The organism is Enterococcus sp. DIV1094, assembly GCF_017316305.2.
GTDB lineage: Bacteria > Bacillota > Bacilli > Lactobacillales > Enterococcaceae > Enterococcus_B > Enterococcus_B mangumiae.
Window position 1 is genome coordinate 2,907,703 of sequence record NZ_CP147250.1, and the last position, 15,186, is coordinate 2,922,888.

The following is a 15,186-nucleotide window of genomic DNA, read 5'->3' on the forward strand; positions in this document are numbered from 1 at the left end:
ACCTCATTGCTGAGTATCTGTTGATTTTTTCATCCACGGAGTCTCTAAGAAAAGATCAAGTGGATCGTAATAAACGTTTTCTTATTACTGCTTTTAGTATAACATGAAACAATTCCACAATGCGACTGTCCTAGTCAAAAAAACGCATGATGTGAAAGATTTGCTGTGTTTTCTTGTAGACAAACGAAAACAGACTGGTCATGGTCTGACCAGTCTGTTTCTTTTCTTCTTGATTTTCTGTGTCATTTTGACTTCTAAAAAGCTTTACAGCTTTTCTTCAATGCCGGTGTATCGTTTCATACGCTCTTCTTCGATCTTTTGTTCTGTTGAGCGATGATCCATTTGGGGGTCTTGGTTTTCTTCACGAATTTCTTCAGGATCTTGACGTTCTTTAGTCAAATCTTGTCGTTTTGACTCTTTTTCAGCATGTTGATCTTCTAATTCAGCAATTCTAGCACGGTACTCATCTTCACGGATCTTCCCTTCTTCCGCTTGGATCTGTCCTTTTTCCAGCAAGTCTTCTTTATGGAAAATCTCGCCAATTTTTTCTTTCGCAGAACCTACTACCTTGTCTTTTTGGTTTTTGAATGTACCCATCGTATCATCTCCCCCTCTTTCTTTTATATAAATAGCATAGCAAAATGTTGCAATTTACTCAAAGAAAGCGATTAAACGACAACCATTTTTTGATTTCGTCCGATAAATCTTCTTTTGTTTGACGATTATCGAATACAATATCTGCGCGACGTTTCTTTTCCTCAATGGATAATTGACTTTTGACCCGTTGTTCTGCTTCTTGTTTCGTTAGTTGATTCCGTGCCATCAATCGGTCGATTTGTTGAGATTCGGGAATATAAACGACTGCAACAGCATCCATTTGAGCATCATAATGTCCCTCAAATAACAATGGAATATCAACTATCACCAACGGATGTGTTGCTTTGTTCTTCACGATTTCTTCAGTGATTTTCCCGCGGATAAATGGATCCAATACTTGATTCAATTGCTCACGAGCGGTCGCAGAACCAAAAATCAATTGGCCAAGTTTTTGCCGATCTAATTGACCATCCTTTTGCAGTATTTCTTTTCCAAAAGCTTGAACCAGCGCCTGGAGTCCAGGTGTATCTGGTTCAACGACTTCTCTTGCCACTTGATCTGCATCGATCACCGGAAAACCATATTGCTGAAATACAGCCGCCGCAGTACTTTTCCCTGTCGCTATCCCACCGGTCAACCCTAACACAAATCCTACTTGGGTATTCTTAGTTTCTGACATGTTGGACAATAGTGCGTCCCCCTTTGCGCAACTTTCGTTTTCACGATTGGTGTTTGACAACGCACACACAACTCGCCTGTTTGACCATAAACATGTAACGCTACTTGAAAACTACCGGATTCTCCTAACGCATTGAGATAACTTCGGATCGTTGTGCCACCAGCTTCAACTGCTCGAGATAACACATCGATGATTGCTTGACGAAGCAGCTTGATTTCTTTAGGACGTAAAGAATCTGCGGGTTGTTCTGGGTGGATCTTCGCTTCCCATAACGCTTCATCTACATAGATATTTCCAAGACCAGTAACAAGTTTTTGATCAAGTAATAATGGTTTAATGGCTTTATGTGATTTTTGTAGACCTAAAGTGAAATCTTTCAATAAAAATAAATCTGGTAAAGGTTCTGGACCTAATTTCAAGATTCCTTTATACGTATTGCTCGCACCTTTTTCCACAATCGTCATACGACCAAATTTCCGGACATCGTGGTAACGCAATTGGCTGCCATCTTCAAAAGAAAAAATCACATGTGTATGTTTATCGATTGGTTCATCGTTTTCAACGTATTGATACTTTCCTTCCATACGTAAATGAGAGATCATGTCATAATGACTTAAATGAAAAATCAAAAATTTCCCTCTACGACCGATTGCTTCGATAGTTTCACCAACTAAGGTTGCTTCAAAAATCGGTACCTCTGGTTGTTCAATGATTCTCGGCCACAACACTTGGACGTTTTTGATTTTTTTGTTTTTCACTAATTTCTCTAATCCTTTGCGGACCGTTTCAACTTCTGGTAATTCGGGCATGCTTTTTCTCACCTGCAATTTTTACTTATTTGATTGAACTCGCACGTTCTTTTTTATCGAAAAAAGAGAAACTCTTGAATCGAACGAAACCGACCCAAGAGCTTCCCTCGATGTTTGTTTATCGGTGTAACAGTATAGAATTATTTGGCTTCATACCATGTTTTGCCCCAGCTGCTGTCTGTAATCAATGGGACATGTAAGGCGACCGCCTGTTCCATTACTTCACTCACTAATTTATCTAACATTTCCAATTCACTCTCTGGCACTTCAAATACTAGTTCATCGTGTACTTGAAGTAACATCGTCGCTTGGAGGTTCGATTCTTTCAAGCGTTTGTCCAATTCGATCATGGCGATTTTCAAGATATCCGCCGCACTTCCTTGAATCGGCGTGTTGATCGCTGTACGTTCTGCAAATGAACGAATGTTATAGTTTCTTGAATTGATATCCGGCAAATAACGACGGCGATGATATAAAGTTTCCACGAAACCTTGATCTTTCGCTTCACGAACGATTCGTTCCATATATTCTTTCACACCAGGATACTTTTCAAAATAGGTATCGATGTATTGTTGTGCTGCTTTACGAGTGATCCCTAGATTCTGCGATAAACCATAATCAGAGATACCATAAACGATACCAAAGTTGACTGCTTTTGCCTGACGACGCATATTTGGTGTCACATCTTCTGCTTTTTCAATCCCAAATACACGCATAGCAGTACTTGAGTGGATATCTTGCCCTTCTAAAAAGGCAGCTTTTAGATGCTCATCATCTGAGATATGGGCCAACACACGTAATTCGATCTGTGAATAGTCAGAAGAATAAATCAACCAATCTTTATCTCGCGGAACAAAGGCTTGACGGATCTTACGCCCTTCATCCAAACGGATCGGAATATTTTGCAAGTTAGGATCGACCGAACTCAAACGACCTGTCTGTGTCAATGTCTGAACGTAACGAGTATGGACTTTTCCATCCGATTGGATCACTTTCAACAAGCCTTCGACATAGGTCGATTGGATTTTAGCGATTTGACGATAGATCAAAATATCATCCACGATCGGTGCTTGCTCACGTAATTGTTCTAAGACATCAACAGCTGTTGAATAGCCAGTTTTCGTTTTCTTGATCACTGGTAGACCCATTTTTTCAAACAGGATCACACCTAATTGTTTTGGCGAGTTCAGATTGAACTCTTCACCAGCTTCTTCATAGATTTTTTGCTCGATCTCTCGTAAACGATCTGAAAATTCGATTTTCATTTCTTGCAGACGTGTGGCATCCACTTTGATCCCGCTGATCTCCATTTCAGCTAAAATGATCGATAAAGGCAATTCCATTTTGCGGAAAAGATCCTCTTGATTTTTTTCTGCAAGTTCTTGGCTTAGTTTAGGAGTCAACCCATTGATTGCTGAAACTTTCCGTGCTAAGTGAGCAAAGAAAACTTCTTCATCTTCTGGCAATCCTTTCTTTGCGCCTTTTCCGTAGATCGCTTCATCCGACTGGATATCATGATAGCCATAATGCGTAGCAACACCTTCAATGTCGTCACTTTTCTCATTGGTATCCAATAAGTAAGCACCTAATAAGACATCGAAATCGATTCCTTGTAGTTTGGTCGCATAGCGGTTCAATGCTACATACGTACGTTTCGCATCATAGACATTTTTCAAACGCGTCTTATCTTCAATCCATGAAAGAAATGCTTCATTTTCAAAAATCGCTAAGTCATTTGTGACATAGATTTTTTCTGATGTTCCCCAAGCAACACCAACGATGTCTTCTGTGTGGTAGTTATCTCCCATCATTTCGACATATAAAGCCATATTCGTCTGGAACATGCTTTCATCATACTCATGGACGACTTCAAACAAAATATCTTTCATTTCTGCTTGTTCTTCGACAACATCTAATTTAGCAAGGAATTGTTTGAAATCCATTTCTTTGAAGAAAGGCACTAACTTTTCCAAATCTTTCCCTTGGTATGCAAGAGAGTCAATATCGACTTCCACAGGTGCATCGGTATCGATCGTTGCTAATTTTTTAGATAAGAAAGCTTGCTCTTTATCATTGATCAGATTTTCTTTCATCTTGCTTTGTTTCATTTCGTCGATATGCTCATAGATCCCTTCTACTGAGCCATATTGGTTCAACAGCTTGATTGCTGTTTTTTCACCGATTTTAGTTACACCAGGGATATTATCTGAAGCATCACCTGCTAACCCTTTCATATCGATGATCTGATTTGGTGTAAGTCCATTGTATTTTTCTGCTACGTGTTCTGGCGTATAGCTTTCAATATCACTTACACCTTTCACTGTGATATCGACTTTGATTTCTTTTGATGCCAGCTGTGTCAAATCTCGGTCACCTGATAAGACAACCACATCAAATTTTTCTTTATCTACTTTTTCTGCTAAGGTCCCGATGATATCATCCGCCTCATAGTTTGGCAGCTCGTAATATTTCACGCCTAGTCCAGTTAAAAGTTCACGGATATAAGGCATTTGTTCTTTGAATTCTCCCGGTGTTTTTGAACGTCCACCTTTGTACTCTGCATACATCTCTGTTCGAAATGTTGTTTTTCCTGCATCAAAAGCAACCAAAACATGCGTCGGCTGTTCTTTTTGCATGACGTTCTCAAACATATTATGAAAGGCATAAATAGCGTTTGTGTGTAACCCATTACGATTTTTAAAACGTTCCAACGAATTGTGCAGCGCAAAGAATGCACGAAATGCCACACTATTTCCGTCAACGAGTAATAATTTATTTTTTGTCATCCGCTTAACTCCTTACTATAAAGTTCTTTCTCATTCTAACAAAGAATGCCTAAGAATGCGAAAAGAAAAAACGGACAAGGCAAAGGTTGTGAGAAAAGCGGTCAGCACTAAGGCGGAAGATAGAAAATTGAGAATGGTTTCTAAACCATTAATCGAACAAAAAAAGAACCCACTAGAATTTGATCATCAAACTCTGTGGATTCTCTCGTTATTCACTATTTTTATCTCTTACACCATGTTTCTTGATTGCTTAGTTATTGCGTCCAAAGATTCGTAAGAACGCTAAGAACAAGTTGATGAAATCAAGATATAGTTGAAGTGCTAAGAATACGGCAACGCCACTATTTGCTTGCCCATTTGATTGGACATAAACATTACCGATCTTTTGATTGTCGTAAGCTGTGATCCCTGCAAAAATCACTACAAGTAGTAATGAGATAAACAGTTCAACGGCACTACTTCTCAAGATAAAGACATTCAAGACCATCGCGATGATTACACCGATCAATGCTGCCATTCCCGCACGACCAACACCTGTCAAATCTTTTTTCGTAAACATCCCGATCGCTGACATCCCAATAAACATCCCTGTTGCTGAGATAAAAGCAGTCGTGATCGTTCCAATATCATAGAAAGCTAACGTGACAGCTAAAACGAGACCGTTCAGCAAGGAATATGCGACGAATCCGCCAATGGCTAAGCTTGGATTTTTTTGAGCTTTCGTGCCTAAAACTAACACCAAAATGATTTGGACAATCCATAATCCCATAAAACCTAATGGGAAGTTGTTGATAAAGCTTGCTACTTGATATGGAAAGACTTGGATCGCTAGATAAGAAGTGAGCGCACTTAACGCTAGACCGATTCCTAAAAATCCGTAGACTTTCGCATAAAAGCGGTTGATACTATTTGAAATAATTTGATTGTTCATATTATTCACCTTCACTTTCAAGAGTTGGTTCTTGCTCTAATTCTGGTGGTTGGACCATGACTACGGCATCTAACACACGGTTGTCTTGTGTATTTGCTGCCTCCACTGAAATAGTCACGACATTTTTCATTTTATCCACTCGAATGACTTCAAACTGAAACGTCAATGTTTCATAATGAAAAACCGGCTCGACAAAATTAGCTGAAAAATTCACCACATGAGAACCTGGACCAGGCAAGTGTTTAGACACTGCACTTGTAATGATTCCCATTAACATCACAGATGGAACGATTGGTTGATGATATTCCGTTTTCTGTGCAAAATCATGTTGGATATATAAAGGGTTGGCATCATTTGTTAATCCTAAATACAATAATAACTGGTTATCTTCGATTGATTCTGTTAAAGATAACGAGTCACCTTCCTCGATCTCATTGATTGTTTTTCCTAATTTACGCGGTTTACTTATGTTCAAGTTTAAACCCTCCAGTTTATTTATTCATTCGTACCAATTGTACCAAATCATACAAAAAACGCAAGTTACAGAACATGCTTATGTCTTTCACTTATGTAAGTCAGCGCATGAATTGCCATACGTTATTTATCGAGAACTATACCACAATTGAACAAAAACCGGTCGTATTTTGTCTGGATATTTTAAGATTTTTTTACTACGCCGGATAGATTCAATAACTAAAAAAGAAACAGACGAGCTTTAAGAAAAAATCATCCGCAACTAAACGCAAAAAGAGGCCGTCACAAGACAACCTCTTTGACACTAAATTCTTTTTCCGTTAAATGATCAAAGAACGTTCTTCGTCGTACTGCTCAACAATTTTTCGTAAGCTTGTTCAAATTTTTGAACATCGCCAGCACCCATAAAAATAATGACTGCTTCATGATAGTCAAGCAATGGCGACACATTGTCTTCTTTGATTACTTGACCGCCTTTATTGATTTTTGCGCCTAAGTCTTCGATCTTAACGTCCCCTTGTTCTTCACGGGCAGAACCAAAGATATCACATAGATATACTTCGTCCGCTAAATCTAACGCTTCCGCAAACTCATCCATCAAGGCAATCGTACGAGTAAATGTATGTGGTTGGAAGACCGCAATGATTTGTTTATCTGGATATTTTTGACGCGCGCCATCGATCGTTGCTTTGATTTCAGCTGGATGGTGAGCATAATCATCAACGACTGTCATGTCAGCCACGATTTTTTCACTAAAACGGCGTTTCACACCAGGGAATGTCAACATTTCATCCGCCACTTCTTTGACATCTAATTTTTCAAAGTAAGCAACAGCAATGACACCAAGGGCATTTAAGATATTGTGTTTTCCAAATGCTGGAACTGTAAAGTGGCCAACAAATTCATCCCCATGGAACACATCAAATGCTGAACCAGTGGTCGTACGTTCAATATTTCTTGCTTGGATATCGTCATCTTCATTCATGCCATAATAATAAATTGGCACATCTGCTTCTAATTTTCGTAAATAGTCGTCATCTCCGTAAGCAAAGATCGCTTTTTTCACTTGTTTTGCCATCGTTTGGAAAGCAGAGAAAACATCATCGATACTTGTGTAATAGTCAGGATGATCAAAATCGATATTCGTCATGATCACATAGTCAGGTGAGTAAGCCAAAAAGTGACGACGATATTCACATGCTTCAAAAGCAAAGAATTCTGCCTCTGGATCACCATGGCCAGTACCGTCACCAATCAAATAACTTGTGGGACGAATACCTGTCAATACATGAGATAATAAACCTGTCGTACTTGTTTTCCCGTGGGAACCAGTGACAGCGATACTCGTATAATTTTGGATAAAATCGGCAATAAAATCATGGTAACGGATCACTTCTAACCCAAGCTCTTTTGCTCGTTGGATCTCTTCATGCGAATCTGGAAATGCATTGCCCGCGATTACAATCATTCCTGGTTTCACGTTTTCTGCATTAAACGGCAAGATCGGAATATTGGCTTTTTCTAAATCTCTTTGAGTAAAGAAATATTTTTCAATATCTGATCCTTGAACATCTAACCCTTTTTCATGTAATACAAGTGCCAACGAGCTCATTCCTGAGCCTTTAATACCAACAAAGTGGTACAAGTTTTCTTGATTTTTCATTTGAATCCTCTTCTCTTAACTATCATCCATTATTTTATTCATACATTCAACACGAAACCCATTATCTTATAAACGATAAAAAATTTCAACCAAATTTATTCGGATGCCCCTCTATTACTTAGCTATCAGCTTTCCTATCACCTTTTGAGCGACGCTTTTTCATTGATCGCAATCAAACGTAAATAAGCAGACCACACTTCATCTGGGATATCGACATGACCGATAAACCCCTTCCCATTGGGACCATATCCTTGGGCATCATCTTTCAAACGAACCATTTCTCCTAACACCAATGCTTGAAAATAATCAGCAGGCCATAAGTCATTTAGTCTTTGATCAGAGAAACTGAATCCCTTGGTACTTTCTGTCACTTGAGGAAGAATCGGCACATAATTATAAAAATCTACCGATGTCTTGCCCCATTCTTTCTCAAAAGTTGCCTTTGTTCGTCGTTGCAAAGTAGGATCATTCATCAACAAGATTCGCTCAGGTAAAGAGCCAAGTTTGCTTAACAACTCATAGGAAAACAAAGCATTTTCACCACTATTTGTCGATTTCGTTTCTAATAGCATGGCTTCTTCAGGTAAATGATATTTTTCAATAAGATACTTGGCACAAAGTTCACTTTCGCTTAATCCTTGTTCAAAATCATACCCTTGTTTCTCGAAATTTCGATAGAGATACTTCGTCGCATGTCCGATCCCACCGACTAAAACGATTTGGTCAATTTGCTGGTTCAAATAAGCCTTTGCCGCTTCATCTGCTAAAACAGGCAAGCAGTTTCCAGCTAAAATCAGCATTGGGGCTTTTAATTCCGAATAGTTCTGTGGATCGGCTTCTGCTAAAAAAGCCAATAAACGATTCCAGTCAGCGTTTCTTGCTTGTTCATCTGTCATTTCTCTCACTCCTCATGCATTACTCAACATTCGAATACGTGGTTTCTTTCCATACCAAACGTCCTCTACAACTTCCACATAAATAGCGATCTGTATTGATTTTTCTTTTACGATAGATCCAGTTGGCACAACGTTGGCATTGATAGCTTTCAATTTTTTGTCTTCGGTTTGAAGGGGTTGCTGGTGCATAGCGCAACCCACCGGTCATTGCCAATAACTGTTTGAAATCCGCATCACGATGACGGTAGCCTTTTCCGGTCAAGTGGAGATGGTAATGGCACAGCTCGTGTTTGATGATCCCGATAATCGTTTCTTGATTGGTTGCCGCAAACATTGTCGGATTAAAATCCAAGTGATGATCGCTCAAATGATATCTGCCACCCGTTGTTTTCAACCGCTGATTGAACTTTGCTTCATGACTGAACGGACGATTGAAGCTGGTCAACGAAACCTCTTCGACCAACTGCTGTAATTCTTCTTGCGTCACGCTTTTTCCTCGTAAGGTGAAAGCATCGTCAAGCTGATACGCCCTTTGTTCGTGTCCACTTGTTCGATCCACACAGTCACTACATCACCGACCGAAACGACATCAGTTGGATGTTTCACAAACTTATTGCTTAATTTGGAGATATGGACTAAGCCATCTTGTTTCACACCGATATCAACAAATGCGCCAAAATCGATCACATTCCGAACCGTTCCTTTTAATTCCATACCCGGCTTCAAATCTTCCATACTCAATACATCCGAACGCAATAGCGGTGCAGGCATTTCATCCCGCATATCTCTTCCTGGCTGAGTCAAGCCTTCTAAAATATCTTTCAACGTTTCTTCACCGACCGGTACTTGTTTCACTAAGTGTTGCGGTGAAAGCTGACTTAATTTTTCGATGGCTTCTTTACTTCCTAAATCTTTTTCAGATAGTTGATTCGCCTTTAAGATTTCTTTTGCTACTGGATAGCTTTCTGGATGGATCGCGGTATTATCAAGCACATTTTTGCCACCAGGTACACGCAAGAAACCAATGGCTTGTTCATATGCTTTTGGTCCTAAACGTGGGACCTTCTTCAATTGCACCCGAGAAGCAAAAGCCCCTTGCTCTTCACGATAAGTCACGATATTTTGTGCAGTCGTCTTGTTAAGTCCAGAAATATGCTGCAATAACTGAGGGCTAGCCGTATTGACATCCACCCCTACTTGGTTGACAGCTGTTTCAACAACAAAGTCCAACTGTTCAGCTAATCTTTTTTGAGAAACATCATGTTGGTATTGTCCGACTCCGACTGCTTTAGGATCGATTTTCACTAATTCTGCCAATGGATCTTGTAGTCTTCTTGCAATCGATACAGCACTACGCTCTTCTACTTGTAACTCTGGAAATTCTTTCCGAGCAATATCACTCGCAGAATAGACAGAAGCGCCTGCTTCATTGACGATCGCATAAAAAGCTTGATGTTTGGCTAACTTCAATTGTTCCGCAACAAACAACTCCGATTCACGACTAGCAGTACCATTACCGATCGCAACCATATCCACTTGATACTGATCGATCAATTTTACAAATGCAGGGCCTGCTTCGGCTCTTTTTGCTTGATTAGCTGGTTTATGCGGATAGATCACTTCGATCGCCAACACTTTACCTGTCGCGTCAACGACTGCTAATTTACAGCCTGTACGGTAAGCCGGGTCAAAACCTAAGACAACTTTTCCTTTCAAAGGAGGTTGTAACAACAAGTTACGTAAATTTTCACCAAATATAGCGATTGCTTGTTCATCGGCTTTTTCGGTCAACTCATTACGAACTTCTCTTTCAATCGCTGGCTGGATGAATCGCTTATAACTATCTTGGATCGCTAAACGAACATAGCTAGCAGAAGGGGAAGTTGTATCATGAATCAATTGTTTTTCCAAGTAAGTCAAAATTGCAGCTTCATCAACCGTTAAACTGACTTTCAATACTTCTTCTTTTTCCCCGCGATTAGTAGCTAAGATCCGATGCGAAACGATTTTATGGATAGGTTCAGAAAACTCGTAATACATTTCGTATACGCCTTTTTCGTCATTTTCTTTGTTTTTGACCGTACTTTCGTAAAGTCCCTTGTTGTACGTATATGAACGGACCCATGTTCTGAATTTTGCATTGTCACTGACTTGCTCCGCAATGATTTCGTGTGCGCCCTGCAATGCTTCTTCCGGCGTAGGGACTTCCTCAGTGACGTATTTCGCTGCTTCAGCCAAAACCTCCGCCGACGTAAGCGTCAATAACCAAGTGGCTAACGGTTCTAAGCCTTTTTCTTTGGCAATCGTTGCTTTCGTTCTTCGTTTTTGTTTGTAAGGACGATATAAGTCTTCTACTTGCTGCATCTTCACTGATTGCGTAATACTTTGTTGTAATTCTGGTGTCAATTTCCCTTGTTCATCGATCAGACGCAAAACTTCTGTTTTACGTTTCTCAAGATTTTCTAAATAAGCATAGCGCTCTTCGATTTCACGAATTTGTACTTCGTCTAAACTTCCGGTCATTTCTTTGCGGTAACGAGCAATAAATGGCACCGTGTTGCCTTCTGCTAATAAATTTAAAACAGTCGATAACTGCTTTGCTTGATAATCTGCCAATTCTTTTTTTACAAGATCTAGAATCGTTGGATTTACTTTGTCTGTCATTACATAGCCTCTTTTCTAAGTCAAAATCGAAACTTGCTCTCGGTTATACTTATAAATAGCAAGAATCGAAAAAAGTCATTCTGGTCTATTTTATCATAGATTCTCGTATTTCTAAATGTAACTAAAAAGGCCTGGATAAGAATGCTCTCCAGCCCTTTTCTGTCAATAACGAGGTTGCCATGGACCTTGATTGTTTTGATACTCGATATCTTGGATGATTCCAGTTTGATCAAAAACAACACCGTGCATCGAGCCACCAAAAACAGCTCCACCATCGATTCCTATTTTCTGATCTCGTATCCATAAATCGGTCGTCTGCATATCCCCATGGAGCAATGGAGTGATCGTATGACCAAATACGATCGTCTTACCAGTCAAATTCTTTCGCTCATGAAAAGGTTCCCTGATCCATAAAAAATCACTAGGACTTGTCTTTCGCCAATCTTTTTTGGTTAAATCAACACCTGCATGAACAAAAAGATAATCTTTCCATTCGTAATATAAAGGTAAATTGCATAAAAAATCAACTAGTTCTGAATATCTTGAACGGATCATCATCGCGATCTCCGTCGGTGAATACTCTTCTGCTGCACCTGGATGTAAGAGACTCTCCATTGTTTCTCTTCCACCATTTCGTAAATAAGATGGATACCAATCTTCAGGGTCTTGGAGAAATTGTAAGAAATATTCTTCATGATTTCCTCGCAAATACACCGCACCCGTCTCTTTTGCTAACTTCATGCCTAACAGCAAGCAATCTTTTGTTTTTGGCCCGCGATCATTTAGATCACCAATCAACACTAATTGATGGATACGTGAATCGTAATACGTCAGTAATTTTTGAAAAAGATCATAACTTCCATGGACATCACCGATTGCATAAACAAATGGTTGATTCATGATAACACCACCTTTTCATTTGATTATAGCTCAATTTCTCCCTCAAAGGTAGCAACATTTTTCGCTTTGCTAAAGGAACAACCGCTTGATTTCAGGCTAAAATGAGAGCCACGAAAATTTGCAAAACAAATTTCATGACTCTCATTTTATTTTATGGTCGCTAACCTTCTATTTTAAGTTCTAAAAAAAACGAATTAAGCAAACGCTGCTAATTGTGCATCGATTTCTTCTGTAGAAAGATTTCTTTCTTTCACATAGCGATTATTTGGATGTTTTGCACATGCTACGGAACATGAGCCTAGATGTTTTTCTTCATTTTCAACGGATGCTAACATTTGACGGTTACATTCTGGATTTGCACAGTTGATGTAACGTTCACATGGCGTACCATCAAACCAGTCCTTACCAACGATCTGCTTATCAACGTGGTTGATGTCGACCGCGATACGCTCATCAAAAACGTACATTTTGCCATCCCATAGTTCCCCTTGGACCTCTGGATCTTTACCATATGTCGCAATACCACCATGTAACTGACCTACGTCCTTGAATCCTTCTCTCACTAACCAACCAGAGAATTTTTCACAGCGAATCCCACCTGTACAGTAAGTCACGACACGTTTTTCCATGAATTCTTCTTTATGATCGCGAATCCATTGTGGCAGTTCTCTAAAACTACGAATATCCGGACGAACCGCTCCTCTAAAATGACCAAGATCATATTCATAATCATTCCGTGCATCGATGACAACAGTATCTTCATCCAGAATCGCTTCTTTAAATTCTTTCGGTGACAAATAAGCCCCTGTCATTTCTTTCGGATCAATATCATCTTCTAGTTTTAACGAAACAAGTTCAGGACGCGCACGAACGAACATTTTTTTGAACGCATGCCCCTCGCTAGGATCGATTTTGAAGAATGTATCTGCAAAACGTTCATCTGCTAGCATCGCTTCCATGTATGCCTCAGTCTCTGAAATTGTTCCAGAAACCGTACCGTTGATTCCTTCTTCTGCGACAAGAATACGACCTTTCAAATTCAAAGATTTACAAAAAGCAAGATGCTCCTTCGCAAAAAGTTCGGGATCAGTGATCGTTGTATATTTATAATATAATAGTACTTGGTAATCCATTTAGTTACTTCCTTCCTACAATTCATTCCATAATAGTATAAAGAAGTCTAAATGAAATGACGATTTTTCTGCTTGTGTAATTATGCGCAAGAGTCAGTTTACATAAAATAATTATTGTAATTATATTTCTAAGGTCACAAAAAATCCGACTGAAATTTCCAGCCGGAGTCCTCACTTCATTCTTACTAATTTATTTTCCAGTCACAGCAAAGTAATTGCCATCAGGGTCGGCAAAATTAAAGACATATTCTTCTCCTAGTTGAACCAGATCACCTAATGTCACTTCTAATTCTTGCATCTTTTTGTATAGATCAAAAATCCCTTCGCTATAGAACATCAAAGACGGTGCGCCAGTAGCAGTTCCTGGTGAATGCTGTTCAATGAATTCACGATCATATAAGACAAACGCTGTATCAGCATCTTTCGATTGGGCAATCTCAATAATCAACGTACCATCCATCTCTTGACGATCCAACTCCACAAAACCAATCTGCTGCCAGAACGTAGCATTTTTTTCGACGTCATCGACATATAACATTATTTTCATTTCATTCGTAAACATTCATTCATTCCTCCACTTTTTTCGTCTTTGCTAGTTTAGCATAGCTTATACTGAAAATCTATGTTAGAGACATACGGATGAGAAGGGGGATTTATGTCGTTCATTTTATAAGTGAACTCATCTTTACTGTTCAAGCTTCTTCTATATGAGAGCAATCAGTCAAAAATATTTTAATATAGCATTATTCGAAAGCTGCATGAATAATAGTATTCACTTGGATAAGATCTTTTCGAGTACATTTGTAACTTAACTTTTTTTGTTTACTAAAGGACTCACTTGCAGAAATTTTATTGATATAGTACACATCCCCTTTTTCGTTTGCAACTTCTGATAAAACTGTTCTGCCGATTGAAACATCATTTATATACTGAAATTTTTCACCACTATCATCTTGTTCACCAAAAAGAAAAATTTTACAATCATATACTTCATTTATTTGCATAAAATCAAAATTTTTAAAACTAGTAACAGCAGAATCATCAAAACATAAATCAATTGTAGCTGTATCTAAATTTTCCAACACTAAATTCCGTGTAGCTACTGATGCTTCTATGGAAAGTAGTTTATACATGCGCATGCTCCTAGTTTAAATAGTTACGTGGATTGCTCTTGTTGGTAAATCGGTTGATTTGCTACTGCTCGATTCTCTAACTTTCTTTAGAAACCAGAGCATTTATTTCAAATTGATCTTTCTTGCCAAAAGAATCGATTTTCTTCCATGTTTAATTTTTCCACCTGAATCTCTTTACAAACGATATTCATTGTCATAATCGATAGATCAAGGAAACATTCCACGAAGTTCTGATTTCCTTCATATTTTTTCAAAGAGATATCTTGTCCATCATAGCCAAGTTGTCCCCCTCGCATCTCTTTTACGTTATCTATCTTTCGCCAATTAGCATCGGTCTCATAACTAACTTTATAACAAGATAAAAAACAAATTTTCCAACAAGTTTCTTCATCATTTTCTATAAAAATGTATACTTCGTCATTAAAATACTGAGTTTGAATATCCAATATTGACATATCCCAGTACTTCGTATCATCAATTTTCTTTTGTAATAATTCAATATTCAACATTTACCTCCAAAA

The 15,186-nt window shown here is 38.7% G+C and carries 15 protein-coding genes; all 15 read right to left on the reverse strand.

What is annotated here, in order from left to right; translation table 11 throughout:
• Positions 1 to 264 precede the first annotated feature (264 nt).
• Positions 265 to 597, reverse strand: coding sequence for a CsbD family protein (locus DOK79_RS13840; RefSeq protein ID WP_206857247.1), 333 nt, complete (start codon positions 595 to 597; stop codon positions 265 to 267).
• Positions 598 to 655: 58 nt separating this feature from the next.
• A complete protein-coding gene (gene coaE, locus DOK79_RS13845; RefSeq protein ID WP_206857277.1) occupies positions 656 to 1,276 on the reverse strand; it encodes a dephospho-CoA kinase in 621 nt (206 codons plus the stop codon).
• Positions 1,249 to 2,085, reverse strand: coding sequence for a DNA-formamidopyrimidine glycosylase (gene mutM / locus DOK79_RS13850; RefSeq protein WP_206857245.1), 837 nt, complete (start codon positions 2,083 to 2,085; stop codon positions 1,249 to 1,251). The genes coaE and mutM overlap by 28 nt, the downstream gene beginning before the upstream one ends.
• Before the next feature lie 140 nt (positions 2,086 to 2,225).
• Complete coding sequence (gene polA, locus DOK79_RS13855) at positions 2,226 to 4,871, reverse strand: DNA polymerase I (RefSeq protein WP_206857236.1); 2,646 nt, start codon at positions 4,869 to 4,871, stop codon at positions 2,226 to 2,228.
• A gap of 250 nt (positions 4,872 to 5,121) precedes the next feature.
• Positions 5,122 to 5,802, reverse strand: a complete 681-nt coding sequence (locus DOK79_RS13860; RefSeq protein ID WP_206857234.1) for a Bax inhibitor-1/YccA family protein — start codon at positions 5,800 to 5,802, stop codon at positions 5,122 to 5,124.
• A 1-nt stretch (position 5,803) separates the two neighbouring features.
• A complete protein-coding gene (locus DOK79_RS13865; RefSeq protein WP_206857232.1) occupies positions 5,804 to 6,277 on the reverse strand; it encodes a MaoC/PaaZ C-terminal domain-containing protein in 474 nt (157 codons plus the stop codon).
• Between the two features lie 327 nt (positions 6,278 to 6,604).
• Positions 6,605 to 7,939, reverse strand: a complete 1,335-nt coding sequence (murC, locus tag DOK79_RS13870; protein WP_206857230.1) for a UDP-N-acetylmuramate--L-alanine ligase — start codon at positions 7,937 to 7,939, stop codon at positions 6,605 to 6,607.
• 137 nt (positions 7,940 to 8,076) lie between these two features.
• Positions 8,077 to 8,835 (reverse strand): YdcF family protein, encoded by a 759-nt coding sequence (locus DOK79_RS13875; protein WP_206857228.1) that lies wholly within the window; start codon positions 8,833 to 8,835, stop codon positions 8,077 to 8,079.
• A gap of 19 nt (positions 8,836 to 8,854) precedes the next feature.
• The gene (locus DOK79_RS13880) at positions 8,855 to 9,322 is read right to left on the reverse strand and encodes a SprT family protein (protein WP_206857227.1); all 468 of its coding nucleotides are present in this window, start codon (positions 9,320 to 9,322) and stop codon (positions 8,855 to 8,857) included.
• Complete coding sequence (locus DOK79_RS13885; protein ID WP_206857225.1) at positions 9,319 to 11,499, reverse strand: Tex family protein; 2,181 nt, start codon at positions 11,497 to 11,499, stop codon at positions 9,319 to 9,321. Before DOK79_RS13885 ends, DOK79_RS13880 begins: the two co-directional genes overlap by 4 nt.
• Positions 11,500 to 11,661: 162 nt before the next feature.
• A complete protein-coding gene (locus DOK79_RS13890) occupies positions 11,662 to 12,399 on the reverse strand; it encodes a metallophosphoesterase family protein (RefSeq protein ID WP_206857222.1) in 738 nt (245 codons plus the stop codon).
• A 194-nt stretch (positions 12,400 to 12,593) separates the two neighbouring features.
• A complete protein-coding gene (locus DOK79_RS13895; protein ID WP_206857221.1) occupies positions 12,594 to 13,532 on the reverse strand; it encodes a rhodanese-related sulfurtransferase in 939 nt (312 codons plus the stop codon).
• A gap of 190 nt (positions 13,533 to 13,722) precedes the next feature.
• Positions 13,723 to 14,094: a VOC family protein gene (locus DOK79_RS13900; protein ID WP_206857220.1), complete on the reverse strand. Its 372-nt coding sequence runs from the start codon at positions 14,092 to 14,094 to the stop codon at positions 13,723 to 13,725.
• A gap of 181 nt (positions 14,095 to 14,275) precedes the next feature.
• A complete protein-coding gene (locus DOK79_RS13905; protein WP_206857219.1) occupies positions 14,276 to 14,665 on the reverse strand; it encodes a hypothetical protein in 390 nt (129 codons plus the stop codon).
• A 107-nt stretch (positions 14,666 to 14,772) separates the two neighbouring features.
• Positions 14,773 to 15,174, reverse strand: a complete 402-nt coding sequence (locus tag DOK79_RS13910; RefSeq protein WP_242543309.1) for a hypothetical protein — start codon at positions 15,172 to 15,174, stop codon at positions 14,773 to 14,775.
• Positions 15,175 to 15,186: the final 12 nt, after the last annotated feature.

Coding starts and splice junctions, on each gene's coding strand:
- DOK79_RS13840 (WP_206857247.1), bottom strand. CDS start 597: ATGGGTACATTCAAAAACCAAAAAGACAAGGTAGTAGGTTCTGCGAAA.
- coaE (WP_206857277.1), bottom strand. CDS start 1,276: ATGTCAGAAACTAAGAATACCCAAGTAGGATTTGTGTTAGGGTTGACC.
- mutM (WP_206857245.1), bottom strand. CDS start 2,085: ATGCCCGAATTACCAGAAGTTGAAACGGTCCGCAAAGGATTAGAGAAA.
- polA (WP_206857236.1), bottom strand. CDS start 4,871: ATGACAAAAAATAAATTATTACTCGTTGACGGAAATAGTGTGGCATTT.
- DOK79_RS13860 (WP_206857234.1), bottom strand. CDS start 5,802: ATGAACAATCAAATTATTTCAAATAGTATCAACCGCTTTTATGCGAAA.
- murC (WP_206857230.1), bottom strand. CDS start 7,939: ATGAAAAATCAAGAAAACTTGTACCACTTTGTTGGTATTAAAGGCTCA.
- DOK79_RS13875 (WP_206857228.1), bottom strand. CDS start 8,835: ATGACAGATGAACAAGCAAGAAACGCTGACTGGAATCGTTTATTGGCT.
- DOK79_RS13885 (WP_206857225.1), bottom strand. CDS start 11,499: ATGACAGACAAAGTAAATCCAACGATTCTAGATCTTGTAAAAAAAGAA.
- DOK79_RS13890 (WP_206857222.1), bottom strand. CDS start 12,399: ATGAATCAACCATTTGTTTATGCAATCGGTGATGTCCATGGAAGTTAT.
- DOK79_RS13895 (WP_206857221.1), bottom strand. CDS start 13,532: ATGGATTACCAAGTACTATTATATTATAAATATACAACGATCACTGAT.
- DOK79_RS13900 (WP_206857220.1), bottom strand. CDS start 14,094: ATGTTTACGAATGAAATGAAAATAATGTTATATGTCGATGACGTCGAA.
- DOK79_RS13905 (WP_206857219.1), bottom strand. CDS start 14,665: ATGTATAAACTACTTTCCATAGAAGCATCAGTAGCTACACGGAATTTA.
- DOK79_RS13910 (WP_242543309.1), bottom strand. CDS start 15,174: ATGTTGAATATTGAATTATTACAAAAGAAAATTGATGATACGAAGTAC.